This is a genomic window from Janthinobacterium sp. SUN128 (assembly GCF_030587275.1).
In the GTDB taxonomy this organism is placed as follows: Bacteria; Pseudomonadota; Gammaproteobacteria; order Burkholderiales; family Burkholderiaceae_D; genus Janthinobacterium; species Janthinobacterium lividum.
Window position 1 is genome coordinate 128,642 of the sequence record NZ_JAPWHY010000005.1, and the last position, 21,399, is coordinate 150,040.

20 protein-coding genes, 1 tRNA gene and 2 pseudogenes are annotated in these 21,399 nt (G+C 59.5%); 12 read left to right on the plus strand and 11 right to left on the minus strand.

All coding sequences use genetic code 11. The features are described from left to right. Positions 1-44 precede the first annotated feature (44 nt). The 5 genes from O3297_RS25645 (at position 45) to O3297_RS25665 (ending at position 5,842) form a co-directional block, all read left to right on the plus strand. Positions 45-1,214 carry an AAA family ATPase gene (locus O3297_RS25645; protein WP_034783630.1) on the plus strand — a complete coding sequence of 390 codons (1,170 nt, stop codon included), beginning with the start codon at positions 45-47 and terminating at the stop codon, positions 1,212-1,214. A gap of 50 nt (positions 1,215-1,264) precedes the next feature. Then, positions 1,265-2,611 carry a CpaF family protein gene (locus tag O3297_RS25650; RefSeq protein ID WP_077408925.1) on the plus strand — a complete coding sequence of 449 codons (1,347 nt, stop codon included), beginning with the start codon at positions 1,265-1,267 and terminating at the stop codon, positions 2,609-2,611. 123 nt (positions 2,612-2,734) lie between these two features. Further along, positions 2,735-3,712 carry a type II secretion system F family protein gene (locus O3297_RS25655; RefSeq protein ID WP_092609351.1) on the plus strand — a complete coding sequence of 326 codons (978 nt, stop codon included), beginning with the start codon at positions 2,735-2,737 and terminating at the stop codon, positions 3,710-3,712. A 118-nt stretch (positions 3,713-3,830) separates the two neighbouring features. Beyond that, positions 3,831-4,769 (plus strand): type II secretion system F family protein, encoded by a 939-nt coding sequence (locus tag O3297_RS25660; protein WP_034783626.1) that lies wholly within the window; start codon positions 3,831-3,833, stop codon positions 4,767-4,769. An 11-nt stretch (positions 4,770-4,780) separates the two neighbouring features. After that, positions 4,781-5,842 (plus strand): LytR C-terminal domain-containing protein, encoded by a 1,062-nt coding sequence (locus O3297_RS25665; protein WP_305050766.1) that lies wholly within the window; start codon positions 4,781-4,783, stop codon positions 5,840-5,842. A 67-nt stretch (positions 5,843-5,909) separates the two neighbouring features. On the opposite strand, the gene O3297_RS25670 is transcribed toward O3297_RS25665, so the two are convergent. After that, positions 5,910-6,896, minus strand: a complete 987-nt coding sequence (locus tag O3297_RS25670) for an EDSAP-1 family PEP-CTERM protein (protein WP_305050768.1) — start codon at positions 6,894-6,896, stop codon at positions 5,910-5,912. A gap of 211 nt (positions 6,897-7,107) precedes the next feature. Beyond that, entirely contained in the window at positions 7,108-7,482 is a 375-nt protein-coding gene (locus O3297_RS25675; protein ID WP_092609341.1) for a hypothetical protein, read from the minus strand. A 162-nt stretch (positions 7,483-7,644) separates the two neighbouring features. On the opposite strand from O3297_RS25675, the gene O3297_RS25680 reads away from it, so the two are divergent. Next, a complete protein-coding gene (locus O3297_RS25680; protein ID WP_092609338.1) occupies positions 7,645-7,956 on the plus strand; it encodes a hypothetical protein in 312 nt (103 codons plus the stop codon). Positions 7,957-7,983: 27 nt separating this feature from the next. Here the strand turns inward: O3297_RS25680 and O3297_RS25685 are convergent, their stop codons facing one another. Next, positions 7,984-8,190, minus strand: coding sequence for a dodecin (locus O3297_RS25685; RefSeq protein ID WP_305050771.1), 207 nt, complete (start codon positions 8,188-8,190; stop codon positions 7,984-7,986). Between the two features lie 532 nt (positions 8,191-8,722). Between O3297_RS25685 and O3297_RS25690 the strand changes: the two genes are divergently transcribed. From O3297_RS25690 to O3297_RS25705, 4 genes and pseudogenes are all read left to right on the plus strand, one after another. Further along, a complete protein-coding gene (locus tag O3297_RS25690) occupies positions 8,723-10,618 on the plus strand; it encodes a DUF4209 domain-containing protein (protein ID WP_305050772.1) in 1,896 nt (631 codons plus the stop codon). Between the two features lie 597 nt (positions 10,619-11,215). Continuing rightward, positions 11,216-12,385: a hypothetical protein gene (locus O3297_RS25695; protein ID WP_305050773.1), complete on the plus strand. Its 1,170-nt coding sequence runs from the start codon at positions 11,216-11,218 to the stop codon at positions 12,383-12,385. Positions 12,386-12,484: 99 nt separating this feature from the next. Beyond that, positions 12,485-12,811, plus strand: a pseudogene (locus tag O3297_RS25700) (helix-turn-helix domain-containing protein); the annotation flags it as partial. A 43-nt stretch (positions 12,812-12,854) separates the two neighbouring features. Then, a pseudogene (locus O3297_RS25705) lies at positions 12,855-12,995 on the plus strand (ATP-binding protein); the annotation flags it as partial. A 27-nt stretch (positions 12,996-13,022) separates the two neighbouring features. Here O3297_RS25705 and O3297_RS25710 read toward each other — a convergent pair. The 8 genes from O3297_RS25710 to petA all read right to left on the minus strand — a co-directional run bounded on the left by O3297_RS25710 (position 13,023) and on the right by petA (position 19,322). Continuing rightward, entirely contained in the window at positions 13,023-13,562 is a 540-nt protein-coding gene (locus tag O3297_RS25710; RefSeq protein WP_305050775.1) for a hypothetical protein, read from the minus strand. Positions 13,563-13,611: 49 nt separating this feature from the next. Continuing rightward, positions 13,612-14,835 carry an integrase arm-type DNA-binding domain-containing protein gene (locus tag O3297_RS25715; RefSeq protein WP_305050777.1) on the minus strand — a complete coding sequence of 408 codons (1,224 nt, stop codon included), beginning with the start codon at positions 14,833-14,835 and terminating at the stop codon, positions 13,612-13,614. Positions 14,836-15,011: 176 nt separating this feature from the next. Then, positions 15,012-15,087: transfer RNA gene (locus O3297_RS25720), tRNA-Thr, on the minus strand. 26 nt (positions 15,088-15,113) lie between these two features. Next, positions 15,114-15,626, minus strand: a complete 513-nt coding sequence (locus O3297_RS25725) for a ClpXP protease specificity-enhancing factor (RefSeq protein WP_070258525.1) — start codon at positions 15,624-15,626, stop codon at positions 15,114-15,116. A gap of 139 nt (positions 15,627-15,765) precedes the next feature. After that, on the minus strand, positions 15,766-16,377 hold the full coding sequence (locus O3297_RS25730; RefSeq protein ID WP_010394154.1) for a glutathione S-transferase N-terminal domain-containing protein: 612 nt from the start codon (positions 16,375-16,377) through the stop codon (positions 15,766-15,768). 120 nt (positions 16,378-16,497) lie between these two features. Next, the gene (locus O3297_RS25735) at positions 16,498-17,262 is read right to left on the minus strand and encodes a cytochrome c1 (RefSeq protein WP_305050779.1); all 765 of its coding nucleotides are present in this window, start codon (positions 17,260-17,262) and stop codon (positions 16,498-16,500) included. Between the two features lie 36 nt (positions 17,263-17,298). Beyond that, on the minus strand, positions 17,299-18,711 hold the full coding sequence (locus O3297_RS25740; protein WP_230522813.1) for a cytochrome bc complex cytochrome b subunit: 1,413 nt from the start codon (positions 18,709-18,711) through the stop codon (positions 17,299-17,301). Between the two features lie 2 nt (positions 18,712-18,713). After that, the gene (gene petA / locus O3297_RS25745; RefSeq protein ID WP_034783594.1) at positions 18,714-19,322 is read right to left on the minus strand and encodes a ubiquinol-cytochrome c reductase iron-sulfur subunit; all 609 of its coding nucleotides are present in this window, start codon (positions 19,320-19,322) and stop codon (positions 18,714-18,716) included. A 412-nt stretch (positions 19,323-19,734) separates the two neighbouring features. On the opposite strand from petA, the gene mscL reads away from it, so the two are divergent. Together mscL and O3297_RS25755 are read left to right on the plus strand one after the other, a co-directional pair. Next, entirely contained in the window at positions 19,735-20,184 is a 450-nt protein-coding gene (gene mscL, locus O3297_RS25750; RefSeq protein WP_305050782.1) for a large conductance mechanosensitive channel protein MscL, read from the plus strand. A 41-nt stretch (positions 20,185-20,225) separates the two neighbouring features. After that, positions 20,226-21,386 carry a Do family serine endopeptidase gene (locus tag O3297_RS25755; protein ID WP_070258533.1) on the plus strand — a complete coding sequence of 387 codons (1,161 nt, stop codon included), beginning with the start codon at positions 20,226-20,228 and terminating at the stop codon, positions 21,384-21,386. The last annotated feature ends 13 nt before the right edge of the window (positions 21,387-21,399 follow it).

Sequence of the window (21,399 nt, forward strand, 5' to 3'; positions counted from 1 at the left end):
CCGCCGGCGCAGCCGAATGTGTAGCCTTGAATGAAGGAGGGGCGATGAAAGCCTTGATGATTACCCGCGACGCCAGCTTGCACGATGAAATCGCGGCGCAAGGCGCGGCCCGCATGCCCGTGCTGCGGCTGCTGGACCGGCGCAGCGGCCTGCGCGACGCCGTCGAGCGCATGCTGGCCGAAGCGCCGGAACTGGTGATCGTCGACGCCAGCGGCATCGATGCCGACGAGGCCGACCTGCTCGAGCGCCTGGCGCGCCAGTATCCGCTGGCCGTGCTGATGCTGCTCACGCGCGGCCAGCAGCAGGATGTCCTGATACGCGCCATGCGCGCCGGCATGCGCGAAGTGCTGCAGCTGCCGCTGGTGCACAAGGCCTTCCACGAGGCGATGGACAGGGTCGATATCCAGGCCGGCGTGACGCAGATGCGCGATGGCAAAGTGCTCGCCTTCATCTCGTGCAAGGGCGGCAGCGGCGCCACCTTTTTGTCGACGAATTTTTCCTATGCGATGGCGACACTGGCCGGCTGCAAGGTGCTCTTGATCGACCTGCACGGCCAGTTCGGCGACGCCACCCTGTATGTCTCGGACCAGAAGCCGGCCATGACCCTGTCCGACATCTGCGCGCAGATCGCGCGCATGGATGGCGCCTTTCTCGCCTCGTGCCTGGTGCATGTGACGCCGAACTTCGGCGTGCTGGCGGCGGCCGACGACCCGGCGCACAAGGTCGACATGCAGCCCGAGCACATGGACCGCATCCTGGCCGTGGCGCGCCAGCACTACGACTACATCGTGCTCGACGTGGGACGCCAGATCGATGCGCTGTCGCTGCGCGCGCTCGACAACGCCGACGCCATCTATCCGGTGCTGCAGCTGGCCTTGCCGGACATCCGCGACGGGCGCCGCCTGCTCGACATCTTCCGCTCGCTCGGCTATCCGGGCGAGCGCCTGCGCCTGATCGTCAACCGCTATGAGAAGGGCGGCCGGCTGCGCCTGGCGGACCTGGAGCAGGCGCTGGGCGCGGAAGTGGTGCACACGGTGCCCAACGATTACATCGCCGCCACCGATTCCGTCAACCAGGGCATCCCGCTGCTGCAGCTGTCGCGCACCAGCGCCGTGGCGCGCAGCCTGGCCGAGCTGGTGGAACTGGTGACGGCGCGCCGCGTGACGGAAAGCCGCGGCCTGTTCGACCGTCTGTTCAGCCGCAGCGAGGCTTAGGACAGCAATGGATGTCAAGGCTCCCGCCGGGAGCCATCATGGGAGCCGAGATGACTTTACGCGAACGCCTGGCGGCGAATGAAACGGTGCGCCCCGCCACGAATGGACAAGGCGCGCTGGCGCTGCACGCCTACCAGGAACTGAAAAAAACCATGCACCAGACGATACTCGACCGTATCGACCTGGAACGCCTGAAGCGCCTGACGGCGGAGCAGTTCAAGCACGAGCTGGCGCTGCTGGTGCAGCGCGTGATCGAGGAAGAGCGCATCGTGTTGAACCAGCATGAGCGGCACAGCCTGGTGCTCGACATCCAGCACGAGATGCTGGGCTTCGGTCCGCTGGAACCCTTGCTGGCCGATGCCAGCGTGTCCGATATCCTCGTCAATACCTGCGACAAGGTGTATGTGGAGCGGGGCGGGCGGCTGCAGCTGACGGACGTGACGTTCCACGACAATGCGCACCTGATGAAGATCATCGAAAAAATCGTCTCGCGCGTGGGACGGCGGGTCGACGAATCGAGCCCGATGGTCGATGCGCGCCTGCCGGACGGCTCCAGGGTCAACGCCATCATTCCGCCGCTGGCCGTCGATGGCCCGATCCTGTCGATCCGGCGCTTTGCCGTGCAGCCTTTGACGATCGCCAACCTGCTCGACTATAAAAGCCTGACGCCGCCCATGGTGCAGGTGCTGCAGGCGCTGGGGCAGGCCAAGGTCAACATCCTGATTTCGGGCGGCACGGGCAGCGGCAAGACGACCCTGCTCAACGTGCTGTCCGGTTTCATACCTGGCAGCGAGCGCATCGTCACCATCGAGGATGCGGCCGAACTGGCGCTGCGCCAGCCGCACGTGGTGCGCCTGGAAACGCGCCCGCCGAATATCGAGGGCAAGGGAGAAGTGAGCCAGCGCGCGCTGGTGCGCAACGCGCTGCGCATGCGGCCCGACCGCATCATCCTGGGCGAGGTGCGCGGCGCCGAGGCGCTCGACATGCTGCAGGCGATGAACACGGGCCATGAAGGATCGCTGGCGACGATCCACTCGAACACGGCGCGCGACGCGCTGGCGCGGCTGGAAAACATGGTCGGCATGGCCAGCGTGAACCTGACGCCGCGCGCCACGCGCCAGCAGATCTGTTCGGCCGTGACGGTGGTGATGCAAGTGTCGCGCCTGACGGATGGCGCGCGCAAGCTGGTCAGCCTGCAGGAAGTGACGGGCATGGAGGGCGACATCATCGCCATGCATGAAATCTTCCGCTTCGAGCAGACGGGCGTCGATGCCGCCGGCAAGGTGCTGGGCCACTTTTGCGCCACGGGCGTGCGGCCCCGTTTTACGGAGCGCTTGCGCATGTTCGGCGCGCCGGTGCCAGATAGCGTCTTCGACCCTGACCGCATCTACGAATGAAAAACCTACTGCGCGGCGCGCTTTGCGGCCTGCGATGCTCACTGTGCTAAAGCACAGCTCCGCTTCTCAGCCACAAATCACATCCGCTCGCTACGGTTTTCTTATCTGTTTTATGGAGGCATCATGGACCTGGTGTTCTACGGCTTTGCCGTGCTGCTGTTCGCCGCCTGCATCCTGATGGTCGAGGGCGCCTGGCTGTGGTGGTCGGGCACGCACGGCAGCGCGGCGCGGCGCATCAACCGGCGTTTGCGGCTGATGGCGGCGCGCGGCGAGGCGGGCGGCGAGCGGGTTTCCATCCTCAAGCAGCGCCGCTATGCGCGCTCGCCCGGCCTCGAGCGTTTGCTGCGGCGCCTGCCGCAGGCGGCACGGCTCGACCACCTGCTGCTGCAATCGGGCTTGTCCTGGTCGGTGGCGCAGTTCCTGGGCGGCGCGGGCGGCTTGCTGCTGCTGGCGCTGCTGTGGCTGGCCATCTGGCCCATGCCGCTGCCGGGTGCCTTGCTGCTGCTGGGCGTGGCAGGCGGCGGGCCGTGCATGGTCGTGCTGCGCGCGCGCGCCGCGCGGCTGAAAAAGATCGAGGCGCAATTGCCGGAAGCGGCCGATTTCCTGGCCCGCGCGCTGCGCGCCGGACACTCGTTTTCGAATGTGCTGCAGATGGTGGGCGATGAACTCAATGAGCCGATCAGCGGCGAATTCAAGATGGCGCACGAAGAGATCAATTACGGCGTGCCGATGAACGAGGCGCTGCAAAACCTGGCCGCGCGCATTCCGCTGACGGACTTGCGCTACCTTGTCATCGCCGTGCTGGTGCAGCGTGAATCGGGCGGGAACCTGGCCGAAGTGCTGGTCAGCATCGCGCGCATCATCCGCGCCCGGCTAAAACTGCTGGGACAGGTGCGCGTGCTGTCGGCCGAGGGGCGCATGTCGGCCTGGGTGCTGGGCTTGATGCCGGTGGTGATGATCGGCGTCATGGCGCTCGTCAATCCGCAATACATCAGCCTGCTGTGGACGGATCCCAGCGGCATCAAACTGCTGTGGTATGCGGCCGGCATGGTGGCGCTGGGTGTCGTGTGGATGCGCAATGTGATCCGCATCCGCATCTAAGAGATCGTCTGAAAAAAGTCCATGGCGTTGTTGCGTCGCCTTGTCGTACTTTCGTACTGCCTTCGGCGACACGCCTAGCCCTGAACGTTTTGTCAGTCGATCAATCGGAGGAAATGCCATGACTGGCTCGCAACTGCTGTTTCTGTTGATTGTCTTCGCCGTGGTGGTGGCGCTGGCCCTGCTGGCATGGCTGATCTTCTTTCCCGGTGCCTTGCGCCAGCGCCTGTTCGGTTCCATGGCGCCGGCCGCCAGCGAGGCGGTGGCGGAAAACGGCTGGGTGGAGCGCGTGGCGCGCGTGGCGCAGCCGTTCAGCAAGCTGTCGCTGCCGGAAGAGGGCTGGGAGCGCTCGCCGCTGCGCACGCGCTTCATGAACGCAGGCTGGCGCCAGGCCAGCGCGCCGGCCCTGTACTTCGCGGCGAAAAGCGTGCTGGCCCTGCTGTTTCCCACCGTGCTGGGCCTGTATGCGGCCAGCGCCATGGCGGCGCAGCTGCGCAGCGTGCTGCTGTTGCTGCTGTGCGTCAGCGCCACCATCGGCTATTACCTGCCCAACCTGGTGCTGGCCAGCACGGCCAAGCGGCGCCAGCGCGACATCTTTGAAAACATCCCGGACGCGCTCGACTTGCTGACCGTGTGCGTGGAAGCGGGCCTGAGCCTGGAGCGCGCGCTGGTGAAGGTGTCGGGCGAAATCCATATCAAGAGCGTGGTGCTGGCACAGGAGTTGCAGCTGGTGCTGATGGAAATGCGCGCCGGCTTTTCCAAGGAAAAGGCGCTGCGCAACCTGGCCCTGCGCAGCGGCGTGGAAGACGTCGATACCTTGGTCGCCATGCTGATCCAGTCGGAACGCTTCGGCACCAGCATGGGCGATTCGCTGCGCGTGCATTCGGAAAACCTGCGCGGCAAGCGCAGCCTGCTGGCCGAGGAGGCGGCCGCGAAGATTGCCCTGAAACTGCTGTTCCCGCTGATCTTTTGCGTCTTTCCCACCCTCATGCTGGTGCTCATGGGGCCGGCCGTGATCGAAGTGTATCGCGTGCTCGTGCCGGCCATGGCCAGCCGCTGAAAGGAGCTACCATGCGCTTGACGATTTCCCGCCTGGCCGCCGCCTGTGCCTGTCTGGGCCTGGGCGCGTGCGCTAGCCACACGGCGCACGCGCCGCGGCTGCCGGCGCCGCCCGCTGCCGCTGCCGATGCGGCCTATGTCGCGGGACGCCAGTATTTTGATGCGGGCGACCTGCCCGCCGCGCAAGCGGCCTACGAGCAAGCCTTGCGCGCCGCGCCGCGCCATGTGAATGCGCGCAACGGCCTGGCCGTGCTGCACGCGCAGCGGGGCGAGCACGATGCGGCGATTGCCCATTGGCTGGCCTTGACGCAGGAGGCGGGCACGCCGCAGCCGCAACAGGCGTATCTGTTCAGCAATCTCGGTCATGCTTATTATCTGAGTGGACGCGCTGCGCAAGCCTTGCCCGCGCTGGAGCAGGCGTGTCTGCTCGACCCGCTCAATGCGCTGGCCTGGCAGCATCTGGCGCAAGTGCTGGAACGGCGGGGGCAACACGCGCGCGCGGCCGTCATGCGGCGCCAGGCGGCCAGCTTGCATGAGCACGATTTGCGGCGCGACATGGCCGTCTTGCGCAGCGAGACGCCGCCGCAGGGTGTACCCGTGGCCGCGCCGGTGCCGGATGCGCCCGCCATGGCGCGCATCGAGATCACGCAAGGCGAGGGCATGGCCCGCTTGCAGCGTGTGCCGGCAGCCGTGCGCAGCGTGCCCGTTGCCGCTGCCGTACCCCGTCCGCGCCTGGAAATTGTGAATGGCAATGGCGTGCCTGGCCTGGCCGCCGCACTGGCGCGCAGCCTGGCCGGCAGTCCCGTGCAGGTGGTGCGCCTGGCCAATGAAACCAGCTTCCAGGTGGCGCGCACGCGCGTCGAATACCGGCCCGCGCAGGAGCAGGCGGCGCGCCAGCTGGCCCGCCAGTTGGGGATGCAGGTACAAACCCAGGTGCAGACCCAGGCCGCCGATTGTCCTGTCAGCGAGCTGCGCCTGGTACTGGGGCGCGACCTGAGCGATCCGGCCATGCTGCACCGCTATTATCTGCAGCAGTTGCAGCTGGCGCGCCAGGCGCTGGCGCGGCTCGGTTAACACGCCTCTGTTGATGCAAAATAAAACGGCGCCCATGAGGCGCCGTTTTATTTCATGCTGCTGATGATTATGGCTGGCGGCGCCGCTTAAAAGCCAGCGCCGCCAATCCCATGCCCAGCAGGAACAGGGTGCCCGGTTCCGGCACGGCCTGGGGATCGATGACGACGATGTCGGTGCGCGTGGACTTGGAAAAGTTCAAGGTATAGCTGCCGGCCGGCAGGGCGAAATTCGAGGTCAGGGAAAACATCGCAAAGCCATTCGTGAAGGCGCGCCCGGTAGCGGGGTCGTTGGTGCCGGCCGTCATGTTCAGGCTGAAGGGATCCAGGCTGCCGACCGTATGGTTGCCGTTGATGTCGCTGCCATTGTTGGCATCGCCATCAGGTGCGAACTGGAAGATCACGCCATCGGCATTTGCGTTCGACAGGCAGCCGACGGGGCTGGCGCTGTTGCAGGAGATATTGAAGATATCCATGATCGACACGTTCGACTTGTCGCCCATGGTCGTCACGCTGGTGCGCAGGTCGCGCCGTCCCATGAAGCTGAAGGTGATGAAGCCGGCGCTCGACAGGGTCAGGTTGACGGAGCCGGTGAGCGTGTCGCCGGCCGTGGACGTGGCGGCACCGACCGTGTTGCGCTGGGCTTCCGCCACGGCGCGCACGGTGGCGCCGCCATTGAGCATGTTGCCGAAGGCATGCGCATCGCCGCGGGCGAACTCCAGGGTGGAACTGGGGCTGGGGGCGTAATGGTTTTGCGGCAAGCCGCTGCAGCCTCCACCCGAGCACACTTGCAGTACGTCGGCGTTGGCGGCCGGCCCCGTATTGACGGCACGCGGATTGACGGCCACGCCGCCTTCGAAAAACGCGCTGTCGCTGGCATTGCGGTTCGCGCCGGCCAGCGACAGCGCGCCGGCGCTGGTGGTGATGCGGAAATTGTTCAACTCATTGACGGCCAGGCCGTACGCGCCGGCCTGTGCCTGGCCGCTGGCCAGCAGGCTTGCCGCCGCCAGTGCGCCCAGCCAGCCCAGGGTCTTGCTTCGTGTGTGATCGACGTTCATCGCAGCCTCTTATCGTGGTCAGTCTCGAAAAATCCGGGGGACAAAAAATCCAGGATGACTTGCCTGGATTCATCTCGTAGACAGGGATAAGCAGCTTGCGTGCCACACAAAAAAATCACGTGAAATCAATTGCTTGCGCAAAGCGGACTGAGCTGGCGGAAGCAAAGTGTAAGAAAGGCCGACGCCGCTTGGCGGGCGGTGCCAGCCAGCCTCAGGTGCCCCGGTGATAGCCGAGGTGGCCACCGGAATTGCGTGCGCAGCCGCATCCGATGCGCGCCACTTCCTCACCCTCCGTCAATTTCCAGTTGGTAATCGTCGTATGCTGCCAGTCGATGTCGCTTTTCTTGACAGGTTTGACCGTCAGGGTGCGTGCTTCCGCATCCGTGTACTCCATCAGCTCCTCGTCGTCGGCAATGTCGAAATGGCGGTGGATCAGGGAAATGCCGAAGCGGTCGAGCGCGCCATAGCGTTGCAGCACATCGCGCAGTTCGCGAAAGCAGGCGAGATCCTCGGGCAGCAGCGGATCGACGGCGGAAATATCGGCAACGGGCTGCCATTGCATGGCGTGGATGTTCAGGCTGTGCATGATAGGCTCCTGTGCCCCATGATGATAGGCCCAGGCTGGCAGAGGGGCGCCGGCACGCCTGGCGAAATACCCATCGTGGACGCAAAGCCGCTGCGGCGCTTGCGCCGGATCAAAGGTGCGGCACGTCGCCTCTCGTCCGATCATTGCCCGGTAAAATAGGCCATGGCAAACAAAACCCCCACCTTCCCCGGCGCGCGCACGGGCCGCGGCCAGGTCCTGGCCGTGCTGCTGTCGAACCGCGACCAGTCCGGCGCCGAACCGCTGCAAGGCCGCGTTTCCCTGGCCGCCATCGTCAAGGCGCTCAAACGCAAATACCACTGGCCGATCGAGACGCACAGCTTTCCCGCCAACACGCAGGATGGCCGTGCCAGCTGGGCGACCGTCTACAGCTTGCCGGACAATGTCATCGAGACCGCGCTGGAGGCCGGCGGCCGGGAGTGGCTGGAAAGCCGGGGAGCGGTCGCGCGGCGGTGAATGCGCCGCCTGCCTTACTCGACTCCTTTACTCGAGCCGGAAGCCGACCTTGAGCGTGACCTGGAAGTGCGCTACCTTGCCGTCGACGATATGTCCCCGCGACTCGGTCACTTTATACCAGTCCATGTGCTTGACCGTCAGCGCCGCCTTGGCAATGGCATCGCGTATCGCCTGATCGCTGCTCTCGGTCGACGTGCCGACCAGTTCGATCAGCTTGTAAGTGTGTGCGGACATGATATTTCCCCAGGTAGGCAAGCCAGACATCGGGAGCCTGCTTTGCGCAAGCACGTGCTCATCTTGCGCCTAAATGTGCTGATAGTCATTGCGCGGTGCAGCAATGCGTTGCGCAAGGGGCTTCGCCGGATGGCGATGCGTTTCTATGGTTGCGGGAGTGCCCTGCAGGCGGGAGAAAAGAAAAAAGGGCTACCAGCCGAAGCGGGTAACCCTTTGATTTTCTACTAAATTCTGGGGACTGCCGGTATCACAGCACACTATGAGAAATTGAAAAAAAATCGATGAATGCCAACAATAATACCAACAAAAATAAACCTTCACCATCTTGTTGTAAAAGTGTTGCAATGGTGGCGGTCGCTCTGTGACGACATCCTTCCCTGATAATACCAACAATTGTCACTATGGTGATAGTGTTGTTCCTTTGCAAGAAACAGCTATCATTGGTCGAAGGGCACTATTTCCGGCCGTCGGCCGAGCCATCGCCCTAACCCCGACTTTCGCGCGCGAAAGTGCCATACACCACCGAGGCACCATGATAACCAATACCGCCGCCGCTACACCGGCGACTGAACCGCCACTGACCACCGCTGATTTCGACGAGGCTGGCTGCGAAGCCCTGCTGCATCCGAATCCGGATGGCTCTTACACAGACTTGTGGAATAACTTGCTCAACGCCGCCCGTGTGGCGGCCGCCGCGGGGCGCACGCGCCATGCGGCCGTGCTGCAATCGCTGGCGGACGCCTGCTCGATGATGTTGGTGCCCGGCGACTTAACGGCGCCGTTCAAGCCGTTTGCGATCTTTCATGATCGGCGTTCGCCGATCCCGGCCGACTTCAATGACGCCGATATCGAATTCTTCGCGCTGATCGCCAGCCACACCGCCCATTCAGGCCTGCGCGCGCGCTTGGGCGATCTTGTCTGGTTACTGGAGCCGCAGCGTGGCACCACGTTAGCGCTGGCGGCGATCGCCGACTATCGCTCCTTCCCGATCGATGTCGGTACTTGGCGCCACGGAGTGGGCGATTGCTGGCAACGGGCCCTGCAACTGGCGACCAAGTTGGGGAAGACGGGAAAGGTACAAGCCGACGAGATCGAAGCTGCGTTGCTCGTGGCGTTCGACGCGGCCGACAAGACGATAAGCTTCGCGCCCCTCTGGTACAGCGACCTGTTAATTGACCGTCGACTATCGAACAACCAGCGTACACAGATCGCCGTGGCGCTGACGCTGGCCGGGCAACTGCGCAGCGATGGCGGCCGCTTCGAGGAAGCGCGCCAGTTCTGGGAAAGTGCCGTGCGCTGGTTTAAAAAAGCTGGCGCACCTGCCGATGGCTACCGGGCCACGGTTGCTGTGGCGGAGGCTTGGGTGAGCGAAGCCCTGGCGCGCGAATCGATGTCACCACCATCATTCGCTGTCGCGGCGAGCTGCTATGAAAAGGCGATCCAAGTGTACCGCTCAGTCCCCGTGGTCGAGCGCTCGCCGTACCGGGGGAATGAACGCATGGCGGAGCTGCGCACCAAACTGCTTGCTGCAGGTGAGCGTTCAGTCGGCGAATTGAAACTGCTTTCGACGCCACCAATGGATATTTCCGAGCTAATCAATCAGGCTCGCGCCAGGGTGATGAATAAAACCCCGATGAATAGTCTGCGGGGCCTGGCAATGGTCAACCGGGGGGTGGTCGAGGCCGAAGTGCGGCGTAATGCCGAACTGATCTTGGCGAAGAGTATCTTTGGCCAGTTATTCGGCAGCACTGTTGTTGCGCGCGATGGGCGAATCACGTCGAAGCAGGCGGCCGTGGGGAGTGGCGTTGGCGAGACCGAACGGCGCGAGGCGCGGCTCCAGTCCCAGATGGTGCGCGATCAGCAAATTTGGATGGCACTGACTGTGCAAGGCGGAATCTTGCCAGCACTTCAGGCGATGCAACTTGAACATCACCTTAATGAACAGGTGTTCGTTGAAATTGCCAGAAATTCGCCGATTGTGCCGCCAGACCGTGTGGCCCTGTTCGGGAAAGGTCTATATGCGGGGTATTGCGGGGACTTTGAAACCGCGCTGCACATACTGGTGCCGCAGATCGAGAATATGGTCCGCTTCCACCTAAAAAGCGCAGGTGCGTTGACGACCACATTATCCAAGGAAGGTATCGATAATGAGAACGGATTGAGTAACCTCGTGAAATTGCCGGAAATGAGGGTAGTTTTCGGGGATGACCTATCGTTCGAGATTACCGCCCTGTACTGCGATCCAGAGGGACCGAACCTGCGGAATGAACTGGCCCATGGTCTGCTGGGAGACGGCGAAGGGTATTCAATCCCCAGCGTGTATGCTTGGTCGTTTGTGCTGCGGATTGTATTTATTCAGTTCTGGAACAAAGCCCGTTCAGCCGCTGAGGAGGCAACTGCGCCACCTTCCGAGCCCGCTAAGACGTAGTGTGATACCGAGCACACTAATGCGATAGGGTACATACGCATCGACTACATGGCGCTGCGCGCTTCCCGTTTGAGTATTCCGCAGCAGCCCATCGCTGAACTGTACTACTGCGAGCACAGTTCGCAGATGAAACAGGACCTGTAGCCGCACAGAAATTGTAGTGTTGATTCAGGTCGATAAGATCAGGCAAGTTTCGCTTCAATAGTCTGAATCTTATCGCGGTGCTATCCTTCTCGGCTCACCAGTGAACCCAATAGGGATCGCCGAGTTTGATTCCTCCCATTGCATGCCGCTTGTTCTTCGATAGGATTATTCATGTCTGAATCTTCCAAGGATGATCATAGTGCCCAGTATGCCCATCGTGGATGCTGAAGAGTTGAAGCGGCGACGGTTCATAAGGCTTGCTGATCAACACGCTGCTTGGCGGGAGACCTCCGCATCATTTGTATTGTCGGATATTTAAGTGACGGAAGATAATGCTACCGGCCAGATGATCAATGGTGAAGTTACGCTAGATGAAATTTAATCCGATGGTAATGGATGGGCCTTTGTAAAATAGATGTGCAGGTTAAGACCTAAACGGGGGAATGAAAAGTAATGTTGAATTGGATTTTAAGAAGGGCGGGACGCTCAACCAAGAGTGCGAAAGTTTTTGGACTACGTACGCAGACGCCAATAGGTAACCGTATTCTCTATAATCGGGCAAAACGCAGTAAATATATTGATGAGTTCCTGACATCAGCTAGTGATGAAGAGAAAATCGATTTCTTCAAGGATTATGACAAAATTATCTCTCTTCTACATTGCTATGCCTCAGTGTCAGAGCGGTTACTTGTATTTATAGATAATAATATCTTGGAAGACATCGCTAAACGCGAGACGGATCGAAAACGGATGCAACGCTTTAGCTCCCTTTTGGCTGCGCTTATGCTCGCGCAGGAATACTACATGCTTGAAATATTTGCATGCTTGTCGCCGGCTATTTTGTTTGAGGCTGCGGGGAAGAAATCAAATTTATCAAACCAAGAAGTCTCTGCTTTGCTCATGAAAATCACGTTGGCAGTTGCTGAAATCGGCTTAGTTGTGCATCGAGTCGGCTTCACCACACCAAATTCGCTGCGACGATTATTCAAACTTATTCATGAGGATGAGAAGAAACTACGTAAGGCTCTTGACGAAGTAGCCGCGAAAAAGTGGCGCCGTGATTTCAAGTCAGAGTCCGGCTTTGGTATACGTATTCCTTTTAGTCTCGCAGAAGATGAATGCCCCACTCTGCGACTTCGTTACTTTGATCCTTGGATGGTTAAGTTCCTGCTTATGCACATGATCGAAAAGGGAATGTATCGCGAAAATAAAGAACAGCCCCGTGCACGCAGTATGATGCTTTACGGTGCCTCTACTGCATTTTCGATTCTGAAATCGCGAGTTGCTGGCGTTGAAGGACTTGGTGATATCGAGCTGATGACATATTGTGATTTGACCACGCAAACTATGGCAAATAGTCCCGAAATTACCATGGCGCTAACCTTTGACCGCCGTCTCCATGATTCGTTGATCTTACGATCAGGTGCCGGAAGTATGGGAGCATCGGTACAAGGCGGAAGTGATGACGTGGAGGATTTTTCTCGCGCCTTCGCTTGGTCGATGCGTAATAATGCCAGGCGTAACCGGAAGTCCGAGGAGCAGATGCGAATGTTTGCCCGCGCCTTTGATGAGTTCTGTGACGAGATTTTGGCGAAACATTTTCCATCTGAAGATACCTGTTAAGTTGCACTGAAAATTGACCCACTTTCCCCACGAATTTGCAACGGAATCTGACCCACGTTAGTAGCACAATTCCACCTGTCTTATCGGCAGGAGATCGGAGTGATCAACGTGGCTCTACTCGGTATCATTCGACGCTGGCACCTTCGTGACCAGATCCCAATACGAGAAATCGCCAGGCGACTGGATATCTCTCGCAATACCGTCCGACGCTATCTGCGCTCGGAAACCACTGAGCCCTCCTATGCGGAGCGGCGATCAGTTAGCGGATTAGACAAATACTCGGTGCAGCTATCCGGGTGGCTCAAGGCCGAGACGACTAAGCCGCGTAAGCAGCGGCGCAATTTGAAGCAGATCCATGAGGACCTGAAAGAGCTGGGCTATGCAGGGTCATACGACCGCGTGGCAGCGTTTGCCAGGCAGTGGAAGGCGGGTCAAACAGAGTGGGTCAATTCTGCGAGCAAACGAACATGCCAAGATGACCACCGCTCTTCTTGATCGTTTAACACACCATTGCCACATCATCGAAACGGGCAATGACAGCTATCGCTTTAAGAACAGCTCGACTCAACCCCTCGCAAAAGGAAGGAAAACCCGGCTCAGATCCGCCTGACCGTTACATACCTGAGCGGGTCGGAATTCAATGCAAATTCCGGGTCAGAGTTCGGTGCAACCCAACAAGGGGCTTTTCTGAGCCATTTTTCATTTTTTCTTCAAACCGTGCAATCTCGATGTTGGTCACGACGCCAGTGCCGAGCACGTCATCTAGCGAAATCAGGCTATCGAGCTGGCACCATTCTATTTTGAACGCTGAGCCGAAGGTATCCGGCTCGCATGATTCCATTTTTTGGCTATCTGATGACCAAGAGCAAAACCTGAAAGTGCAGTCCAGTGCGGCCGTCTGCCATGGCTCACGCAAGTAGAACAGGTCAGGGTTTGATGAGGCCCCATATCCTCCTTCAAATCGAAGCTTCTCAATGGTACGCGTACCGAAAATTGTTTCGTCATACTTGAAGTCGATAAAATAGCCGCTAAGTCCACCCAAGAATAAACTTGGCTTTAATTGCTCCTCTAGGATTAGTTCTCGAATATCATTTTCCGAGCACTTCCAACGGTCATATAGCTCTGGGAAAGTGAGATAGTTTCTTTCGGGTAAATTGATGGCTATGCCATGTCCCATAGTTGGTAAAAATTATTCAGCGCACTAATGTGACAACAGATCCCAAGATTTAGCCCGCGACGCGCAACGGAAGGACTTCCGCACCAACACGCAACTTGTCCAGATAGTCAGCCCATCGTTGCATCATTTCCCGGCGAGCAGGAAGGTGTGCGGTGCGGTTGTAGGCACGGCCATTAGCATCTTTGACAGCATGCGCAAGCTGGTGCTCGATAAGATCTACGCGCTCGCCTAGTACTTCGTCCATGATGGTCCGAGCCATTGCCCGGAAGCCGTGACCGGTCATGACCTCCTTGGTGTAGCCCATGCCTCGCAAGGCTGCGTTAATCGTGTTTTCGCTCATGCATGTTTTGCTGCGAAGGCTAGGGAACACATATTTGCCGTGGCCAGTGACCGGATGCAGCGAGCGTAGAATCTCCACCGCTTGGACCGATAGCGGCACCATGTGCTCGGCCTTCATTTTCATCTTGCTTGCCGGGATACGCCACTCTGCAGCGTCAAGATCGATTTCCACCCATTCCGCAGTGCGAAGTTCACCGGGGCGCACGAACACGAGTGGAGCCAGCTTTAAGGCGGCGACTGCGGCAGGGAAACCATGGTAGTCGAATATGGCACGCATCAGGGCACCCACCTGTTTCGGTTCCGTGATGGCGGAGAAATGTGATCTGGGTACAGCGGCCAGTGCACCTTTAAGATCGGCGGTTACGTCGCGTTCGGCAAGGCCGGCGGCCACCGCATAGCGAAATACTTGCCCGCATATTTGTTTGACCCGATGCGCTGTATCTATCGCGCCCCGCGCTTCCATTTTTTGAACTGTCGCTAGCACGTCTAAGGGCTTAATCGTCGATATGGGCGTTTTGCCCAAGAATGGAAAAACATTGTTTTCCAAAGCTGAAGTTACTTTTTCCTGAGTGTTGGCGCCTCGGTCCGCCGCCGTCTTGTCGAGCCACTGTCGAGCCACCACTTCAAAGGTTTTTTCCGCCGCCGTGATACGTGCCAGTTTTTCCTCGCGCTTGGCCTGGCTCGGGTCGATAGGGGGTATCAAGGCCAGAAGTTTGCGGGCTTCATCGCGACGAGTTCTTGCTTGAGCTAACGATACCGCTGGGTAGATTCCCAATGCGAGCGTTTTTTGCTTGCCATTAAACCGGTAGTTCATGCGCCAGCACTTGGCTGTTGCGGTCACCAACAAATACATGCCGCCGCCGTCGCTGAGCTTGTCGCCAGCAGGGGCGCCAGTGTGCTTTACCAGTCGAATGCCCGTATCTGTCAGTGCCATCGTTTCGCCCTCTGTTGGTATGCGCCATTTTGTGTTTCGTCGATACCAACAAAGAACCCATCTTTTTGTTGGTATCTCATGCTATGGCATAACTTGACGTGACACAACAAAAAACCCGCGTCACCTATGAGGCGAGCGGGCTTTGAGACTACCTGATACGGGGTAAAACATGTTCTTGGTGCCGACTGCCGGTTTCGAACTGGCCACCTGATGATTACAAATCAACTGCTCTACCAAATGAGCTAAGTCGGCAAAAACTGCGCGTTGCGAATTATACGCTATTTAATGCGTGTCAGGGTCGGGCGGCCGCCTTTTTTTGGTGGCTCGTCGTCGCCGGGCGTGGCGTTGTCGCGTTGTTCGGGGGAGCCGGTCGGCACGGACGACAGGGTGGGACCGCTGGCGGCGGGGGCGAGCACGGGCGGCGGGACGTCGGCGGAGGCCGGGCTGTCCGTCGGTTGCGCGTCCGGGTCATCGTTGCCCAGCACGGGCTCGAAGGCCATGCCCTGGCCGTTTTCGTTGGCGTAGATGGCCATCACGTTGTCGACCGGCACGTAGATTTCGCGCGAGACGCCGCCAAAGCGGGCATGGAAGCGGATGGCGTCGTTGTCCATCTTCAGGCCGCTGGTGGCGCCGAAGCTGATGTTGAGCACGATTTCGCCCTTTTTCACGTATTCCATCGGTACCGTGGTGCGCGAATCGACTTTGACCGCGAGATAAGGCGTGTAGCCGCTGTCGGTGCACCACTCGTAGATGGCGCGCAGCATATAAGGTTTGGTTGAGATTTCAGACATGGTAGGCACGGTGAGGCGGGAGCGCCCCCGTCAGCATGAGGCGGGCGCACCGGTAGTTCAAAAGACTGGGACAGCGCAAAAAGCAACTTTACCACATGCCCCAAGATATCCCGGCAGGCGCGGCCTGCCGGGATGATCTTTAGCGGCGCATGACCTTTTCGGAAGGGGTCAATGCCTCGATATATGCAGGACGCGAGAAGATGCGTTCGGCGTATTTCATCAGCGGTGCAGCCGTCTTCGACAGTTCGATGCCGTAGTGGTCCAGGCGCCACAGCAGCGGCGCGACAGCCACGTCGAGCATCGAGAATTCGTCGCCCAGCATGTACTTGTTCTTCAGGAACAGCGGCGCCAGGGTCGTCAGGCGGTCGCGGATTTCCGCGCGTGCCTTGTCGTGGGCCTTGTCGTTGCTCTTGGCGCGTTCGCTTTCCAGCACGTGCACGTGCACGAACAGTTCTTTTTCGAAATTGAACAGCATCAGGCGCGCGCGGGCACGCATCAGCGGATCGGCCGGCATCAGTTGCGGATGCGGGAAGCGCTCATCGATGTACTCGTTGATGATGTTCGATTCATACAGGATCAGTTCGCGCTCAACCAGGATAGGCACCTGGCCGTACGGATTCATGGTCGAAATGTCTTCCGGTTTGTTGAACAGGTCGACGTCGCGCACTTCGAAGTCCATGCCTTTTTCAAACAGGACCAGGCGGCAGCGTTGCGAAAATGGGCAGGTTGTACCCGAATAGAGAACCATCATTTTTTATAGTTCCTTAGAAACAAAGGGGGTGAAGCCGCGAACGGCTCACCCCAGGTCGCTTGTCCACTCATGCGGACAACGCAGAAACAGGCATAAACCGGCCTATGGCCGGCGCCTCACTTATTTGACTTCCTTCCAGAACGACGCGTTAAGGCGCCATGCCAGCAGAGCAAAGACCGACAGGAACAGCAGCACCCACACGCCCAGGCGCTTGCGTGTTTGCTGTGCCGGTTCGGCCATCCACTCCATGTAGCCGACCAGGTCGGCTACCGCATTGTCATACTCGATCTTGTTCAACGTACCTGGCTTGACCTGCTCGAAGCCGGCAAATTTGTGGATCTTCTTGCCAGCTTCGTGCGGATCATTCTCTTCCACGAACTTGGCAGTCTGGATACCTTGCAATTCCCATAATACATGCGGCATGGCAACATTCGGCACGACCATGTTGTTCCAGCCGGTCGGACGAGTGTCGTCTTTATAGAACGTACGCAGGTAAGTATACAGGTAGTCGCCGCCTGTGCCAGCGGAAGATGATTTCGCGCGCGAAATTACCGACAAATCCGGCGGTACGACGCCAAAGAAGGCCTTGGCGTCCTGCGGTGCCAGGGCCGTCGTCATCAGGTCGCCTACTTTATCACCTGAGAACAACAGATTCTCCTTGATCTGGATTTCCGTCAAGCCCAGGTCGCGCAGGCGGTTGTAGCGCATCGACACGGCGGCGTGGCAATTCAAGCAATAATTGACGAACAATTTGGCGCCATGTTGCAGCGCTGCCATGTTGGTCTGGCGGTCAGGCGCCTTGTCCAGCGGAAAGCCGCCTTCGCTGGCGAGAGCCATGGCGGGCACGAAGGCCAGGATGGCGAGCAGTTTTTTTGCAATCTTCATATGATGTATGTCCTTTGAGCGTGGCGTGAGAGCGGCTTAGTGCGGGTGAAACGTCACACGCGACGGCACGGTCTTGAACTGGCCCATTGCACTCCACCATGGCATCAACAGGAAGAAGCTGAAGTAAATCAGGGTGCACACTTGCGACACGATGGTCTTCGTATCCGTTGGCGCCTGGGTCCCGAGGTAGCCGAGGATCAGGAACGACAGGCCGAAGATGGCATAGATGTATTTGTGCCAGGTCGGACGGTAGCGGATCGATTTCACCGGCGAATGGTCGAGCCATGGCAGGAACGCCAGGATCACGACGGAACCGCCGAAGAACACCACGCCCCAGAATTTTGCATCGAGCACCTGCGGCAGCATGCCGATGATGGCGACGATGGCGATGCCGGCGATGATGGATTTGACGGTCGTCGACAGGCGCGACTTGAGCCAGATGAACACCACGTAGGCGGCCACGACACCCATCAGCACGTACATGAAGTCGGCCGTGGTGGCGCGCAGCACCGAGTAGAACGGCGTGAAGTACCAGGTTGGCGCGATGTGCAGCGGGGTCTTCAGCGAATCGCCCGGCAGGAAGTTGTTGTATTCCAGGAAATAACCACCCATTTCCGGCGCGAAGAAGACGACGGCGCTGAAGATGACGAGGAAGATCGACACGCCGAACAGGTCATGCACGGTGTAGTACGGATGCGAAGGAATCGAATCGAGGGGGTGGCCGTCGGCGCCCAGGTTTTCTTTCACTTCGATGCCGTCCGGGTTGCTCGAACCGACTTCGTGCAGGGCGATCAAGTGCGCTGCAACCAGGCCCAGCAGTACCAGCGGGATGGCGATCACGTGGAAGGCGAAGAAGCGGTTCAGGGTCGCATCGGACACGACGTAGTCGCCGCGGATCCACAGCGACAGGTCAGGGCCGATCAGCGGGATGGCGCCAAACAGGTTGACGATCACTTGTGCGCCCCAGTACGACATCTGGCCCCATGGCAACAGGTAGCCGAAGAACGCTTCGGCCATCAGGCACAGGAAGATGGCGAAACCGAACAGCCAGATCAGCTCACGTGGCTTGCGGTACGAGCCGTACAGCAGGCCGCGCGTCATGTGCAGGTAGACGATGATGAAGAAGGCGGAGGCGCCCGTCGAGTGCATGTAGCGCACCAGCCAGCCCCACGGCACTTCGCGCATGATGTACTCGACGGAATTGAAGGCCAGGGCCGCATCCGGTTTGTAGTGCATGGTCAGGAAGATGCCGGTGACGATCTGCAGCACCAGCACCAGCATGGCCAGCGAGCCGAAGATGTACCAGAAATTGAAGTTTTTCGGGGCGTAGTACTTGCCCCATTGGTCGTTCCACAGCTTGGTCAGGGGAAAGCGGTCATCGACCCAGCCCAGTGCTTTTTCGGCGACGGGAGCGTCTGCCGGGAATTTCGTCTCTTTGAAAGCAGCCATGATCAAGCCTCGCCTTTCTCGTCTTTACCTATCAGCAATTTGGTGTCGCTCAGGTACATATGGCGCGGCACTTGCAGGTTGTCCGGCGCCGGCTTGTTCTTGAACACGCGGCCTGCCATGTCGAAGGTGGAGCCGTGGCAAGGGCACAGGAAGCCGCCTTCCCAGTCATCGGGCAGCGACGGTTGCGGGCCAGGGGTAAATTTCGAGGAAGGGGAGCAGCCCAGGTGGGTGCAGATGCCGACGGCGACGAGAATTTCAGGCTTGATCGAGCGTGCTTCATTCATGCAGTATTCAGGCGTGAATTCGGCGGGATTGCGTTGTGAATTGGCATCGGCGACCTTGCCATCGGTTTGCTTGAGCGACGCGATCATTTCCGGCGTGCGCTTGAGGATCCAGACCGGCTTGCCGCGCCATTCGACGGTGCGCATTTCGCCGGGTTGCAAGGTGGTGATGTCTACTTCGACCGGCGCGCCAGCCGCTTTCGCGCGCTCCGACGGCTGGAAGGTGCTTACCAAGGCTCCCGCGGTTGCCAATCCAACTACACTGCCCGCCGCGCACGTGGCGACGAGCAAGCCGCGACGGCCTGAATCGACCTGCTTTTCGTTACTCATGCAAACCCCAATCAGTCAAAATGCGAATCTTTATTATGAGTGGCAGCCGCGAAAAACCCGTCGCCGAAGCTCTTTCCCACTGTTTGCCGCAACCCGCATCTTTGTACGGTAAAGTGGCAACATCCCTGCGGAACTTCGGCCAATGGCGCAGCCCGTGCCAGTTTCTTGTTGATTATCCGGAAGCGAAAAAGCCACTTCTGGCAACCGCAAATTATAAGTGAAGCAAACAACGAATAAAACAAAAACGTTGCTTGTACCATAATTTATATACTTTTGCAGGAGGTGGCTAGTTCTTTCGAACTAGATGCGCACGGCTGTGCCGGAATTGGTCCTGCTGGCAACCACAAGTTGGTGTCCCCAGGAATCAATAGTATGATCGGCATGTTTTTATATCTATCCGAAGGAGAAATTCATGGCAATGATGACGGAATTTAAAGAATTTGCAATGAAAGGCAATGTCGTCGATCTGGCGGTCGGTGTCATTATCGGTGGCGCCTTCGGCAAGATTGTCGATTCCCTGGTGCAAGACGTGATCATGCCGCCCATCGGCCGCATTTTCGGCGGCCTCGATTTTGCCAATTACTACCTGCCCTTGAATGGCCAGGCGACAACGATGACCCTGGTGGAAGCGAAAAAGGCGGGCGCCGTGCTGGCCTACGGTAACTTCCTGACCATTTTGCTCAATTTCATCATTCTTGCTTTCATCATCTTCCAGATGGTGCGCCTGATGAACAAGGCCCGCCGCAGCGAACCGGTCGCGCCGGCGCCGGCACCGGCCACGCCCGAAGACATCGTGCTGCTGCGTGAAATCCGCGACTCCCTGCAGCAGAACGCACGCAACAGCAACAATCTGGCAAAATAAGTCGTTCCGGCACGGGCCGGCTGACCTGGGCAGAGAACTGTATGCGACGATTCTGGTTATTGTTTGCGCAAACCGTGACGATCGCGTTGGCGCTGTACTTTGTGTACGGCGCGCTGCGCCCGGCCAGCCGGGTACAGCAGCTGGGCTCTCCTGCGAAACCGGTGCCCGTGGTGGAAACGGCGTCCAGCAGCCTGGCGCCCGGTTCCTACCGCGACGCGGCGGCGCGCGCCATGCCCGCCGTCGTCAATATCCTCACCCTGCAAGTACCCAAGCGCGGCGCCCATCCGCTGGCGCGCGATCCCTTCTTCAAACGTTTCTTCGGCGACCGCGACCCGGACGGCGAGGATGGCGAGGACTTGAAAAACAGCCTCGGCTCGGGCGTCATCGTCAGCCATGAAGGCTATGTGCTGACGAATAACCACGTGGTCGAAGGCGCCGACGAAATCGAAGTGGTACTCACCGATGGCCGCAAGGCGCCCGCCAAGGTCGTGGGCCTGGACCCGGAAACGGACCTGGCCGTGATCAAGATCGACCTCGACAAGCTGCCCGTCATCGTGCTGGGCCAGTCGGAACTGGCGCGCGTGGGCGACGTGGTGCTGGCCATCGGCAACCCCTTCGGCGTGGGCCAGACGGTGACCATGGGCATCATCTCCGCCCTGGGCCGCAACAACCTGCACATCAACAGCTTTGAAAACTTCATCCAGACGGATGCGGCCATCAACTTCGGCAATTCGGGCGGCGCCCTGGTCGATACGCGCGGCAATCTGATCGGCATCAATACGGCGATCTACTCGCAAAGCGGCGGTTCCGTCGGCATCGGCTTCGCCATTCCCGTCTCGACGGCGAAAACGGTGATGGAAGCCATCATCAAGGATGGCCACGTGGTGCGCGGCTGGATCGGCGTGGAAACGCAGGACATCACCCCCGAGCTGGCGCAAAGCTTCAACTTGCAGCGCACCAGCGGCGCCATCATCGCCGGCGTGGTGCGCAACGGGCCGGCCGACAAGGCGGGCATCGTGCCCGGCGACATCCTGCTGACGGTGGATGGCAAGCCCGTGGGCGATACGACGGAAATGCTGAACCTGATCGCCCAACTGCCGCCCGGCGGAAAAGCTAAAATGACGGTGCTGCGCAAGAATCGCGAAGCGGCGCTCGACGTGATGGTGGGCAAGCGCCCCATCCCGAAAGAGCTTTCCAAATAGTTGCTGATCGGAA